The organism is Nocardia sp. NPDC060255 (genome assembly GCF_042727395.1).
GTDB lineage: Bacteria > Actinomycetota > Actinomycetes > Mycobacteriales > Mycobacteriaceae > Nocardia.
Genome location: NZ_JBHXAU010000028.1, coordinates 21,930 through 34,944, shown reverse-complemented (window position 1 = coordinate 34,944; position 13,015 = coordinate 21,930). Strand labels below are relative to the sequence as shown.

Sequence of the window (13,015 nt, the reverse complement as noted above, 5' to 3'; positions counted from 1 at the left end):
ATTCGCGAATGAGTACCACCATGATCCATCCGGCGCAGGATGATGACCTGGTTGGCGTCGCCCAACTTCGTTGGCAGTGGTTCCAAGAAGTCCGCGGAACTCCGGCGGCTACGCAGGAGGAGTTCATACAGTCGTTCGTCGCTTGGGCGCAGGCCAACAGATCGTCGCACCGCTGTCTGGTGTTGGTCGAAGACGGAACGGTTATCGGGATGGCGTGGTTGGCGATCTACCAGCGCGTACCGACCGTCGGTACTCCGCAACGCCTTTCGGGTGACGTGCAGAGCATGTACGTGGTGCCCGACCGCCGAGACAGCGGGCTCGGCAGCCAGCTGATCGACGCTGTCGTGACCCTTGCTGATCAACTGGGATTGAAGCCGCTGACCGTCAACTCCAGCACCAAGGCGATCAATGCCTACATGCGGCGCGGTTTCGTGACCTCACCCGAGTTGCTGAAGGCCGAATTCGCGCGCTGAAAACCTATTGGACCGGGGTTCGGTTGGGGCGGAAGCGCATCGGGGGTTCGGTGTACTCCTCGAGAGTGTGCGCGATCCAGCCGATGGTGCGGGCGATGGCGAAGATCGCCTCCCCGGCATCGGGGCGCATGCGGTACGCGTGCATGAGTACGGCCAGGGCGAGGTCGATGTTCGGTACTGCGGTGTGGGGTGCGCCGAGTTGGGCGGTGATGGTGTCGATGGCGGTCAGGGCCGGTGCGGCGGCGGGGACGGATCGGAGCAAGGTGAGCAGCAGTTCGGCGCGCGGGTCGGTGATGCGGTAGATCAGGTGTCCGAAACCGGGGAGTCCGCCGCCGAGGCGTAGCCGTTCGGATGCGGCACCGAGCGGGTCGGCGATGGCATCGTCGAGGAAACGGTACGCGACAGTGCTTGCCGCGCCGTGGTATTGGCTGTCGAGGGCGCCGAGGCCGGCGGAGACGACGCCGTAGGGATGGACTCGCGCGCTGGCCGCGACCCGGGCGGCCATGGTGGAGATCGCCAGGCCGTGGTCGGCCAGCAGGGTCAAGGTCGAGTCGAGCAGGCCTGCGGGCAAGGGGTGGTCGGTGAGGCTGGGCCCTAACCGTTGGGCCAGCGTTCCGGAGTCGAGTTGTGTCGTGCCGAGGCAGTCGACCTCGACCGCGAGCAGGATGCGGGCCGTTCGCAGCACCCCCTGCGGGGACAGGTCGAAACGCAGCTGATCGCTCGCGCTGGCAACGGTCACCGCGACGCGCATCCGATCGGTCAGTCGAACACTGTCGGCGAGCGCGCCGACCGCAGCACGACAGGTGGTGAGGATCTCGGCGGGAGCGGTGAATTGCTGTGCTGGCGAGTCCAACTCGCCGGTCCACAGCAGGCCGGCCACGGATTCGATCGGCTGCGTCAGGTCCTCGACGTTGTGGCCGCGATAGGACAACCGGTCGTCCTCGATACGCGAGATCGCGGTGACGATGTCCGCCATCGCCCCTCGGCGCTCGCCACCGTGCCGCCGCCCGTGCGCCAGCCGAGCCACCTCGTCCTCCCGGAACAGACTGCCCCGGCGGCCCGCGGCCGGGATCTTGGTCAACAGTCCCCGGCTGACGTAGGCGTAAACGGTTTCGGGCTTGATCTCGAGACGACTCGCCACCTCGGCGGTGGTGAGGTGGCGTGCGTCACCTTTCGCGTCCATGACCTGCCTCTCCGCACTCATATTGACTTGATCAATATTGACTCTAGTTGACCGTGATCGCACAGTTCAGTCAAGGAGGTCTGAACGATGACTGTCAACGGTGCCGAACTCGACGAACTGATCAATGTCCCTGCCGGGCTACGCAATGTGGTGGCAGCCGATACCCGCCTGGGTGATGTCCGCGGGCAGGAAGGCTTCTATCACTATCGCCAGTACTCGGCGATCGACCTGGCATCCGCCTGCACCTTCGAAGAGGTGTGGTTTCTGCTGTTCGAGGGCCGTTTGCCCGACCAAGCGGAGTTGATCGAGTTCACCGGCGAGGTGGCGCGAGCACGCCAACTGCCACCGGAACTGCTCCCGGTGTTGCCGACGATCGCGGCCAGCGGGGAACCGTTGTTCGGCTTGCGGACAGCCCTGTCGATGCTGGCCGCGGTGCGCGATCTGCAGCCGGTGTGGGACAGCGACCCCGCGTCACGTAAGGCCGACGCGCTGTTGATCTGCGCGGTGACGCCGACGATCCTGGCCGCGCTGCACCGGCTCCGCCGCGGGCTGGAACCGGTTGTCCCGCAGGCGGATTTGTCGACGGCAGCGAACTGGCTGTACATGTTGTCCGGAGAACTGCCGGGACCACAGGCCAGTCGGGCGATCGAGCAGTACCTGATCGCGACGATCGATCACGGGTTCAATCCGTCCACCTTCACCGCGCGGGTCGTGGCCTCCACCGGTGCCGATGTCGCGTCGGCGGTCGTCGCGGCGATCGGCGCGTTCTCCGGACCGCTGCACGGTGGTGCGCCGGACCGCGCGCTGGACGGGCTGGACGAGATCGGCAGTGCGGATCGCATCGACGGCTGGGTCCGCGACAAAGTCGCCAACGGTCACCGGGTCATGGGCTTCGGTCATGCCGTGTATCGGACCGCGGATCCTCGCTCGGTGCTGTTGCGCGCCATCGGCATCGGACTCGGCGGCGAGCTGGTGGAGTTCGCGACCACGGTGGAACGACGGGTCACCGAGGTGCTCGCCGAACTCAAGCCCGGCCGGGATCTCTATGCGAATGTCGAGTTCTATGCCGGGGTCGTGATGGAACTGTGCGGGATACCGCGTTCGATGTTCACCCCGACCTTCGCGACGAGCCGTGTCGTCGGGTGGACCGCCAACATTCTCGAACAGGCCGACACGGCGAAGGTTATCCGTCCGTCCGCGCGATATGTCGGTCCGCGTGCTCCGCAGCCGGTGCGCGGATCAGTCGGGTAGGTCCAGGGTGTCGAACTGGTGGGTGGACCAGATGCGGCGCGAGCGTTCCTCGGGGTAGGGCTGGGTGGTCGGCTCGGCGGTGTAGACGCGGGTTGATCGGGCGTCGGGATCGTAGGGGGCCCAGCCTGGGTCGCCCGTGGTGGCGAACTTCAGCCAGTCGGTCCGCATGTGGTGGGCGACGTGCACGGCCTCGGCGGCGGCGTTCGGGAATGCTGACGGATGGTTGCGGACGTCGTCCAGGTCGAGCGTGCCGAATACGAGCAGCATGTCGAGGCTGTGTGAGGCGCCCTGGTCCCGGTTGTAGCTCCAGCAGAGTTCGTAGTTCCAGACTCGGCCGCCGCCGGTGTGCTGGGCGTTGGCGAGATGCAGGTCCGGCATTCGAAACAGCCAGTCGCAGTTGATGATTTCGAACAGTTCACCGTTGGTGGCCTCGGGGTAAAGGTCGCGGTAAGTGGTGTCCGAGGTGGGTGCGAAACGTTCGAGCGTGGTGTTCACCTGCGCATCGGTTATCTCGGTGCCGAGCAGGGGATTGATCAGCCGGTATTCGTCACGGGTGTGCCCCACGAGTAGGTCGATATCTCGGGCGGCACCGTTGGCGAGTGCCTGCCATGGCGCGTGCGAGAGGACATCGCCGTCGACGATGGGGGAGAACGGTGTCGGGGTCAGCGCGGTGGGGCCCCAGGATTCGACGAAGTCCGGCATCTTCTGCAGGACGGCATCGGCTGCCTTGATGAGTGCGTCCGGGGAGAAACGGGCGAGCTCGGCAACGGTCGCTTGGGCACCGAGCTCCGCGGCGATCATTGCCGAGATCGCGGCGGAAAGCCTCGGCGAGAAGAAAGTGCCGGGACAGCTCTGGGCTATCGCACGCCGAAACAGTCCGGCGGCCAACGGCATAGTGAGCAGCGCGGCAGTGCAACCGCCGCCGGCGGACTGGCCGAACACGGTCACATTGCCTGGATCGCCACCGAACGCGGCAACATTGTCCTGCACCCACCGCAGCGCGGCGACCTGATCGAGAATGCCGCGGTTGTGCGGTGCCCCGGCGATAGCGGCAAAGCCTTCGACACCGACGCGATAGTTCATGCTGACCACCACCACACCGGATGCGGCGAGAATCGTTCCGTCGGTATGCGGGCTATTGGAAGTGCCTTCCACGTACCGGCCCCCATGGATCCACACCATCACCGGCAGCGCGGCGGCACCGAGGGCAGGGGACCAGACGTTGAGGGTCAAGCAGTCGCCGTCGCCAGAAATCACGCGTGCTTGCGGAACCGACTGCCCGAACACCAGTGCGTCGCGGACCCCGTCCCACGGTTGCGCCGGAACGGGAGCGGCGAACCGTCGCGCGCCGAACGGCGGCTCGGCGTAGGGGATACCTCGGAACACCGCGACGGCGTTCTCCCACCTGCCGCGCACAACTCCGGCGGCCGTGCGGATTTCAGGTTCGGCATTCACTCGCGGACGCTCGCTTTCCATCGGTAAGTCATCGACTGCGGGGAGTGAAGGACTTTGCCTGGCCTGGTCGATCCGAGCGGAGAGATCGGCAGCGATCCCACGTCGGCGCCCTTCGGTCAACTTCTCGAACGGGCCCAGCGTCTGCACGATAGGCGCAGACCCGTTGGTGCTCAACAGAATTTCAGCGACGGCCCCCATCGCCAGAACCCCGCACACCTCGGACAGTTCTTGGGAATCCGTCGGATCGCGTGAGATGTGGTTCTCAGGTGACGTGGCAGAGCGAGAGCGGGCGCTTCGGTGTGTTGTCTCGGCTCAGCAGTTACCGTGATTTTTCTCGCGGATGTTCCCGGACTGCCGGGCAACTGGGGCAACTGGGGCTAGTCGCCAATGTTTGGCCCATGATAGTTTGCGAAAAGCCCTCTTGGGGAGGGGATTTGCCAAGCAGGAGTGCGAAGTATGAAAAGGTAGGTCCTTGCTCGTTCGTGCGGTCTGTTGGCCCTCGCAGGTGCAGTTTTAACCACCGGATTCATTGTTGCTACCAACGCGACGGCGGTGCCCGGGGATTACCACCTCGAGATGACGATCACCGGCCCTAATGTGGTAGGGCAATCGGACACCTACGACCACGACGGTGCCCTGACTGCTCTGCTCCAACTTCCTCATGCTTGCCGCCCTTGATACAGAGGGTTCGCTTGCGCCGCAGACAGTTTCGTCGATCCGTTCGTTGCACATCCCGATCCGGTGGTCGTCTGGCACTGTGGACGTATGCTGGCCGCTGTCGTTTCCCTTGCAGGTGGGGTCACCACGGCACTGATAGGTGCCGCCGTAACCATTTACCTGCGCCGCCCGCTCCGGTCATCGGTCGAACTCGTCGATGCATCGATTCTCATGAGCGACGACATGAAACTTCCTTCGCTGGATATCAAGGTTCACAACCGGGGCGGCCGAGCAGCGATCCTCAAGAGGCTCGAGATCACGGTGCTCCGGGCAACTTCCATGGACATGGATCCGATGCCGCACATCCGCCTACTTCGGCCGTTGCCGTGGTCGGCGACGTATGACCTGTCGCTACCTGAACCGGACCACCTGGACGACGCGCCGATCTGCGTCGACGTGTCACACGCGCTGGACGCGAACGAGGTCGACCGGTTCATCGTGCGGCTCGGTCACGGGAGCTTGGTGCGGGAACACAAGCTGCCGGAGGTGAATCTGTACCTCATACAGGTTGTGATCGTCTACGACGCCACTAACCGCCGGCTGATGTCGGGCACGATCGCCGTGGCCGTTCCCTACGTCAATCCTGTCCCAGATCCAACCGGAGACATCCAGTACTTCGTCCACTCCGTGCGCGAGGTCCGGCAGGCAGTGGACAGAGAGATGAGAGCGAAGGGATTACCAACGCCCGACTGGCTGTCGTCGCCGCCGAGGCAGCGCGACGCCCTCCCCGAGAACCTTTCGACCCTGCCGACCGGCACGACCACCGGCCGCATCTGGTTCGGACTGCATAAATACAAGGTCACGGAGAACTTCTGGCGTCCGGAAGACACTATCGCCGACCAGCTGGCATCGATCCAGCAGCGTTGCGTCGAAGTACTGGATGTGCTGAATGCTGCTGAGGTGGTCGATGACGAGCTGCGCCAGTGGGCGAAAGAGGCAGAGAAGTTGATCCGACGGCTTCCGAAGATACGGAAGCGGTGCCTGAACGCACTCGCGGCGCCATGATCCGCGAATGCTATCCCGGCGTTGCCGCGAAGCTATTGCCTGGTTGCGGTGAGGACTTCCAGTTTCACCGGTTCGATGAGTCGGTCCGGCTCGATTGCCCGCAGGGTTTCGGTGACCTCGTGCTCGAACTCGGCGCGGCGGTCGCCGAGTAGCCGGCGAAGGGGCAGGGAGGTCGAGTAGAGGTACCCGATCACCTGTTCAATTGTCCAGGGGCGGTCGAATTCATAGACTGATCGATCCACGTGCGAGAAGAGCGAACGTGCGAGCACCTCCTGGTGCGTGTTGTGATCAACGGCGCGGTTGAGGCGACCCGGCAAGGGATCCGCCGGCACCAGTTCGGGCGACAGATGGCGGCGTTGGATGTCCTCGACGGACTGTTGCCAGGCGGTGGTCGGTCGGACCAGGCAACTGTCGTTGGCTAGCACGATGGCGCCGTTCGGCTCGACTATGGCGTCGAGGGCATCGAGGACACGTTCGCGATCCATCCAGTGGAATGAGCGGCCCATGGTGACGATTCGGAATTGCCCGAGCGCACCGGACAGATCGGTCGAACCGCCTTGTTCCCAGACCACATTGGTGACTTCCGCAGCTCGGGCGCATCGGGCAGCCTCGACGAGCATCTCGGGTTCGGGATCCATGCCGACCACCTCGGCGACGTGGAGTGCCAACGGTATGGCCAACTGACCTGTGCCGCAGCCCAGATCGAGGAGCCTGCCGGTGCTGTCGAGGTGGAATCGCTCGACGAGATCGCCGAAGAACGACTGCGGGTAATCCGGTCGATAGCGGGCATAGTGCCATGCGGTTCCTTCGAACAGTCCGCTGTCGGAACGCCTGGGGGAGTTGGTCACCCTCAACGGATATCAGAATTCCGTGGATGATCGTCGCACCGATTCAGGTCGAACTCGGCGGTGGCGATATGCGCCGCCGGTTCAGGGTGTTGGGCCGGCTTCGGGCCGGCGTGAGCAGGCCCCACTTCCGTCGGCCTCGGCGCCTTGGTCCACTTCGTCGGCGACAGCCTCACCGACCGCGGCTGCCGGCTCGTCTGGCCTCAAAGTCAGTACCGCTTGGCATACGAGGCGCAGGAATTGGCGAATGGTACGGGCGTCCAGGGGTGCACAGTTTTCAGAGGGTTTCGTAGACGTTTCGTTTCGTTAGCGGTGACCAAACGTAAACGTAATAGAACCAACCAGATTGGGGGATTCCCTGGAACGCCAACCAGGTCTGACCGCCGATAATGTTCACTTATCGGCGGTCAGAAAACGAGATGCCGAAACGAGTCTGCTTGCGACACGCTGCTTTTCGTTTCGTATGAATACGTCAATAGTGACGAAACCAACGCTACGATTCTCCGGTGTCCAACGTCTGCAACTACCCGGGCTGCTCCCGACCGATCACGCGCGGCGGGGGACCTGGCCGCCCCTCTGAATACTGTGATCACCCAGACCACACGCGATGGCGCGCGTGGCGGGAACGTCAACGGCAACAACAGGAGTCAGAGGTACCCCTCGCTAACGTCACTGTGACGCAGCAAGGTCCGGTCACCGTCGCCCGCCTCCGGGCAGATGAGCTGCTCACCCAATTCCGCGGACTGGCAGACCAACTGGGCAACACCCTCAACGCCGCCGTCGCCGAACTGTCCACCCTGGGCGACCCGTCCGTCGCCGAGGCGCAGGTCCAGGCCGTTCAAGCCGACGCCGCCCGGCGCATCGCCGAAGCCGAAATGGCCACTGTTGCCGCCGAACAGGCCCGGCGCGAGGCCGAAGAACAGCGTGCGCTCGCCGAGGCCGCCGCCGATGACGCCGCCAGTGCGGCCGAAAGCGCGGAAGCCTCCGTCGCCGACGCGAACAGCACCCGCGATGACGCGCTACGCGAAGTCGAACGCGCCACCCGCCAAGCCGCCGACGATGTCTTCGCCGCCCGCAGCGAGGCAGAGGCCGACGTGCGCACGGCTCGCCGCGAAGCCGCCGAGGAAATCGAACGGATCCGCAAGGAGGCCGCCGAACAGATCGAACGTGCCGAACGCCGCGTCGCCACCGAAATTGCGCACGCACAACGCGAATCCGCCGCCCAGGTCGCCGCCGCCCAGTCCGAACGCGACCTCGCCGTCCAACGCGCCGCCGACGCCGAACGCGCCACCGAACGCGCCGAGCAGGCAGCGATGGAACGCATCGAAGCCGCCAACGAGGCCCGCGAGGAATGGCGCCGGGTCCGCGCCGAACTCGACACCACCCGCACCGAACTCGCCGAAATCCGCCGCACCGCCACGACCGACATCGCCGCCGCCCGCGCCGAAGCCGCCGCCACCATCGACAAGGCCCGCACCGAAGCCGCACACCGCATCGAGGCCCTGGACCAAGCCCGCACCCAAACCCTCGCCCGAGCCGAACGCGCCGAAGCCCAACTCGACGAACTCCTCGCCGAAACCCGCCGCAAGCCAGCCGGAGTCACCAAACTGGACAGTCACACCGGGGCGTAGCGGTTCCCGCCACCGCCTCCCTGCTCGTCGGCAAGCTATCCGCCTCCGACCAGCAGAACGCGCTGGCCGCGGCGCTCAAGGAGCACGGGGCGATGCGCCGCACGATCTACGCCGCCCGCTACCTGTCCGATCCTGACTATCGCCGCCGCATCGCCCGCCAGCTCAACAAGGGCGAATCCCTGCACGCACTGTGTCTAGACCGGGTCTACGCCCACGAAGGCACCATCCGGGCCCGGAAACTGGAGGGACAGAGCGAGCAAGCCTGGTGCCTGACCATCGCCACGAACGCCGTGATCGCCTGGACCACAAAGTATTACGGGCTCGCGGTCGACCAGATGCGCCGTGAGGGCCGCCGCATCGACGACGATGTCCTGGCCCACATCTCCCCGGCGCACAGCGAGAACATCAACTTCATCGGCGCGATAGAAGTCGACATCGACGCCGAACTCGCCCAGGTCGGACCGACCGGCTACCGGCCGCTCCGCGTCCCGTGTTCTGACCGATGTTGGGTCATTGTCCATCAGGGGCCACCGACGGGCTCCAGGCCTTGGTCCTTTGGGACTTATTGCGGTGGAATAGCTCTGGTGGTGGCGGCGTCCCAGACCCGGTCACCGACGATGTGACGGAGGCGAGGCATCAGACGGGTTTGGTATCCGATCGGGTAGCGGGACTTGGGGCGCCGACCGGTAATTGCCTGGGCCACAACGGCCGCCACCGTGCGCGCCTTCGGAATTCCCTGGGTGCCGGTGTGCGTGGTGCGGTCCATGTACGCTGCCAGGTTGGCTTTGTAGGTGTCGTATGGGCCGTCGGTCTCGGGCATCGTCCGCATACCGGTCGCGGCGAATTCGCTTCGGATCGGTCCGGGCTCGACCAGAACGACCCGCACACCGAACCTGGCGACCTCGAGTCGAAGACTGTCCGACAGCGCTTCCAGTGCATACTTCGTCATGCAGTACGCGCCGGACAACGGCGAGGCGATCAATCCGGCCGAGGAACCGATGTTCACGATCGTCCCGTGTTGCTGCACGCGCATCCCGGGCAATACCAGCTGGCACAGGTGAACCAGGCCGAAGACATTGGTCTCGAACTGTCGCCGGAGGCTATCCAGCGATACCTCTTCCACCGGGCCCATCTGCGCATATCCGGCGTTGTTCACCAGCGCACCGACCGCGCCGTGCTCGGCCTCGACCGCCCGGACGGCCCGGATCCGAGATTTCTCGTCGGTGACATCGAGTTGGACGGTCCGGCATCCCGCGGCCTCGAGTTCGCCGAGAGTCTCGATCCGCCGCGCCGAAGCCCAAGTCGGCAGCCCCGCTCGGACCAGTGCGAGTGCGGTCGCTCGACCGATACCCGATGAACAACCCGTGACGAGCACCGCTTCACTCATGGCATCCCCCTGTCTGTTTATGGAACACTATTGTTCCATAAACAGACACTAACAGTCCGTGACGGTTCTGGATAGACTCACGTAATGACCAGGCGGCCCGCGTTACGTGACCAGGTGGCGACCATGATCGTGGAACGTGCTGCGGCGGTGCGGGCTGCACGGGGCGATGCGGCGAGCATGGCCGAGTTCGCCGAGGCGGCCGATGTCGGCCGAACGACGCTGTACCGGTACTTCCCGAACCGCGAGGCGCTGTACGCGGCCATGTTCGACGCCGCGCTCGATGATCTGTTCGTCCGTGTGGAGGAAGCGGGGCTGGACCAGGTCTCCGTTCGAGAAGCCATTGCCCGGCTCGCTCGCGCGTTCATCGCCAATGGCAAGTACGCGACCCTGGTTCACGATGAACTCGCCGCGTGCCGCCGGACCGACGAGGTGGAACGCCGATTGACCACCCCGATGCGCGAGGTGCTGCGGCGCGGCATCGAATCCGGTGTGTTGCGGAATGACCTGACAATCGACACGATGCTGGCGGTGTCCCGCCCACTCTTGGAGGCGGGCATCGCCATGGCCGCAATGGTCGGCGGCGAACAGGCCAGCGCCATCATGACCTCGATCTTCCTCGACGGCATCAGCGTTCGTCAGGACCTGACCGCCTGAACGCTTTACCCCAGATAGCACCCTATTATCCGGGGTTTTATCCGAACCGTCCTGCGGCAATCCCGCTGCAGCGCAACGCGATCGTCAAGACCGTCGATGCGGTCGACGGCCGCACACGCGACGGGCTGCCTGGCCCCAGTCGCGCGCTGGATTCGGTGAGCGACGACGAGATCAGCGCCGCTCTCGAATCTCTCTGGGGGTGCAGCGGCGGTCAATACGTGGAACGCGCGACGCGACGCGGTCGGCAAATGGCTGAACTGGTGCGCCGAACAGGGCTGGAACGCACCGTCTTGCTGGACGGCCATTGAGGGGAGAGCGCATGACCGCACCGTTTCTTGGAGTAGGCACCTACCTGGTCGAGACCAACGGCACGGGCAACATTTTCACGCTGAAGGTGACCACGCGCTGCTTCGAGTGACCCCGGCAACGTCACGGTCGGGATCCCATAGACTGCGATGCGCGGCGTCTTGGCGTGACAGAGGGAGAATTCGGGCATGGCGGTAATCCATGAGACCACAATGGTTCCCACGAAGGTCGAGTTGTTGTCCTCGTGGTTGCCGACCAGGTCGTGGTATCGCGGAGGTGTTCGGCCTGTGCTGGATCGGGTCGGTGGGTTTCGGCTCGATGATCCGGATGGGGAGGTCGGGATCGAGTTCGTTGCGGTGACGGATAGTTCGGGTGCGGAGCCGGTCACCTATCAGGTGCCGTTCGCGTATCGTGGGGCACCGCTCGACGGAGCTGAGGACGCGCTGATCGGCACGTCGATGCACGGTGTGCTCGGGCAGCGGTGGCTTTATGACGGGACGCGCGATCCGGTGGTGGTGGCGCAGCTGCTGGCGTTGCTCGGTGGCACGGCAGTGCCGCAGGCGCAGCATGACAGCGCGACGGTGGACGAGTCGGTAGCCGTGACGACCCCGGAGATCGCGGTTCCCGCACTCGGATCGGAGCCGGTGACGGCGGAAGACGGGTCGTCGGGCACCGACATCATGGTCGGCGCGCGGGTGCCGGGCAGTACGGCGATCGTCCGGATCAATCGGATTCTGCGCCCCGGTGATGAGTCCTCCGACGAGGCCGGGGCGGGTCATGTCACCGCGAAATGGCGACTGCCGGATGGTTCCTCGGTCCGTGGAGTGTTTCTGACCTTCCACGGCCACCCAGGGAGTTAGTTGAAAGATGAACGGCCGCAAGGCTGTTCAGCGACACGACACACGCTTTGGCGAGACACGCGCCGCCCGGCCTGCGACCATATCCTTGTCGGAGTGCACGGCGCACAGATGGTGCAACGGCGGGGATGGTCTGCTCCGACGACGAAAGGACGTGATTCCGCTGTCGAAACGGACCACGCGATACGCACCGATCATCGTCGGTATCGCGCTACTGGCAGCCGCCGGCTGCGGGAGCAACCCGGCCACCTCCGATGAACCCCCGAGCGTCGGCAGCAAGCAGGTTTCGCCGTGTGCCGCTGGGCAACTCGTACTCAGCGCCACCGAGGTATCACCCGGTTCGACCCACCGCGGCGTGCAGATCACCGTCGGCCTGGCCAACGGCACCCCGGCGTGCGAGATCTCGGGCTACCCCGAGATCGTGGCCGACGAGGGCGGCCCCGTCATCCGCGCCGACCACACACCCCGCGGCTACCTCGGCGGACTCCCACCCGACCGCGACGCTCCACCCGTCGTCATCATGACCACCGCGCCCGCCGCAGCCATCGTCGAGGGAATGGCGGTCGACGCCAACGGCGATTCCTGCCCGACCTACACCCGCCTACGCGTCACCCCACCGAACGCACCCACCCCGCAACCCATCGCAGCCACCATCACCGCATGCACGCTGGAAGTCCACCCGATTGTCGGTCCGGACATGCACTGATGCTGCTCCACTCACGATGCCGCGCAAGCCGATTCACCGCGGACCAAACGCCCGAGCGACCGCAGCCCGGCTGGAATCCGGTTCTCGGCGCATAGATTTCGGCGCCCGTGAAACGGGACCCTGATACGCCGGAAATCAGCCGCGGCTGATCAGGCCCGGCTTTTCAAGTCTCGCTGCTGAAATGCCGTACGAGTGGATTCGGCGGAAGCCGATGAGCAATGACGTGCCGATCGTCGCAGCAGTGGCGACGAAGGCGATTCGGATGTTGAGTCCCGGCCGAAGCCGACCAGGAGGACGAACCCGAACCAGGCGACCAACAGGGTTGGCCAGCCCGAACGGGCGCTCGATGGTCATTCGCGCCTTCCTTGCGAGCGAGACGTCTTGTCGTTGGGGTCGGTGCGTTGTCGGCGGGGCCGCTTGGGCGCGGGACCTAGATCGCCCACACCGGATGAGGCTCCGGCGATGAATGCGCCGATCCAGTAGCCGATGATTTTGCAGATCCACACCACGTATTTCCAGAACATGGTCGCCGACCTTTCTGATCA

General features: G+C 65.0%; 13 protein-coding genes and 1 pseudogene. 8 read left to right on the top strand and 6 right to left on the bottom strand.

Going from position 1 to position 13,015, the window contains the following annotated elements; all coding sequences use genetic code 11:
- Positions 1-8 precede the first annotated feature (8 nt).
- The gene (locus ACFWF1_RS36185) at positions 9-473 is read left to right on the top strand and encodes a GNAT family N-acetyltransferase (RefSeq protein ID WP_379288659.1); all 465 of its coding nucleotides are present in this window, start codon (positions 9-11) and stop codon (positions 471-473) included.
- Between the two features lie 4 nt (positions 474-477).
- On the opposite strand, the gene ACFWF1_RS36180 is transcribed toward ACFWF1_RS36185, so the two are convergent.
- Positions 478-1,677 carry a citrate synthase gene (locus ACFWF1_RS36180; protein ID WP_379288660.1) on the bottom strand — a complete coding sequence of 400 codons (1,200 nt, stop codon included), beginning with the start codon at positions 1,675-1,677 and terminating at the stop codon, positions 478-480.
- 66 nt (positions 1,678-1,743) lie between these two features.
- Between ACFWF1_RS36180 and ACFWF1_RS36175 the strand changes: the two genes are divergently transcribed.
- Positions 1,744-2,907, top strand: coding sequence for a citrate/2-methylcitrate synthase (locus ACFWF1_RS36175; RefSeq protein ID WP_379288661.1), 1,164 nt, complete (start codon positions 1,744-1,746; stop codon positions 2,905-2,907).
- Here ACFWF1_RS36175 and ACFWF1_RS36170 read toward each other — a convergent pair.
- Positions 2,896-4,362 (bottom strand): carboxylesterase/lipase family protein, encoded by a 1,467-nt coding sequence (locus ACFWF1_RS36170; protein WP_379288663.1) that lies wholly within the window; start codon positions 4,360-4,362, stop codon positions 2,896-2,898. The genes ACFWF1_RS36175 and ACFWF1_RS36170 overlap by 12 nt on opposite strands.
- A gap of 765 nt (positions 4,363-5,127) precedes the next feature.
- On the opposite strand from ACFWF1_RS36170, the gene ACFWF1_RS36165 reads away from it, so the two are divergent.
- Positions 5,128-6,084, top strand: coding sequence for a hypothetical protein (locus tag ACFWF1_RS36165; protein ID WP_379288665.1), 957 nt, complete (start codon positions 5,128-5,130; stop codon positions 6,082-6,084).
- 32 nt (positions 6,085-6,116) lie between these two features.
- On the opposite strand, the gene ACFWF1_RS36160 is transcribed toward ACFWF1_RS36165, so the two are convergent.
- The gene (locus ACFWF1_RS36160; RefSeq protein ID WP_379288666.1) at positions 6,117-6,932 is read right to left on the bottom strand and encodes a class I SAM-dependent methyltransferase; all 816 of its coding nucleotides are present in this window, start codon (positions 6,930-6,932) and stop codon (positions 6,117-6,119) included.
- Between the two features lie 671 nt (positions 6,933-7,603).
- Between ACFWF1_RS36160 and ACFWF1_RS36155 the strand changes: the two genes are divergently transcribed.
- Entirely contained in the window at positions 7,604-8,560 is a 957-nt protein-coding gene (locus ACFWF1_RS36155) for a hypothetical protein (protein WP_379288668.1), read from the top strand.
- Positions 8,561-8,568: 8 nt separating this feature from the next.
- A pseudogene (locus ACFWF1_RS36150) lies at positions 8,569-9,048 on the top strand (Tn3 family transposase); the annotation flags it as partial.
- Between the two features lie 74 nt (positions 9,049-9,122).
- On the opposite strand, the gene ACFWF1_RS36145 reads toward ACFWF1_RS36150, so the two are convergent.
- Positions 9,123-9,947: an SDR family NAD(P)-dependent oxidoreductase gene (locus ACFWF1_RS36145; protein ID WP_379288669.1), complete on the bottom strand. Its 825-nt coding sequence runs from the start codon at positions 9,945-9,947 to the stop codon at positions 9,123-9,125.
- A gap of 84 nt (positions 9,948-10,031) precedes the next feature.
- On the opposite strand from ACFWF1_RS36145, the gene ACFWF1_RS36140 reads away from it, so the two are divergent.
- From ACFWF1_RS36140 to ACFWF1_RS36130, 3 genes are all read left to right on the top strand, one after another.
- The gene (locus ACFWF1_RS36140; protein WP_379288670.1) at positions 10,032-10,601 is read left to right on the top strand and encodes a TetR/AcrR family transcriptional regulator; all 570 of its coding nucleotides are present in this window, start codon (positions 10,032-10,034) and stop codon (positions 10,599-10,601) included.
- 494 nt (positions 10,602-11,095) lie between these two features.
- Positions 11,096-11,767 (top strand): 1,4-alpha-glucan branching protein, encoded by a 672-nt coding sequence (locus ACFWF1_RS36135; RefSeq protein ID WP_379322259.1) that lies wholly within the window; start codon positions 11,096-11,098, stop codon positions 11,765-11,767.
- A 151-nt stretch (positions 11,768-11,918) separates the two neighbouring features.
- Positions 11,919-12,470 carry a DUF4232 domain-containing protein gene (locus ACFWF1_RS36130; protein ID WP_379288672.1) on the top strand — a complete coding sequence of 184 codons (552 nt, stop codon included), beginning with the start codon at positions 11,919-11,921 and terminating at the stop codon, positions 12,468-12,470.
- Positions 12,471-12,605: 135 nt separating this feature from the next.
- Here ACFWF1_RS36130 and ACFWF1_RS36125 read toward each other — a convergent pair whose 3' ends face one another.
- Together ACFWF1_RS36125 and ACFWF1_RS36120 are read right to left on the bottom strand one after the other, a co-directional pair.
- Positions 12,606-12,824, bottom strand: coding sequence for a hypothetical protein (locus tag ACFWF1_RS36125; RefSeq protein ID WP_379288674.1), 219 nt, complete (start codon positions 12,822-12,824; stop codon positions 12,606-12,608).
- Complete coding sequence (locus ACFWF1_RS36120) at positions 12,821-12,994, bottom strand: hypothetical protein (protein WP_379322258.1); 174 nt, start codon at positions 12,992-12,994, stop codon at positions 12,821-12,823. The genes ACFWF1_RS36125 and ACFWF1_RS36120 overlap by 4 nt, the downstream gene beginning before the upstream one ends.
- Positions 12,995-13,015 lie beyond the last annotated feature (21 nt).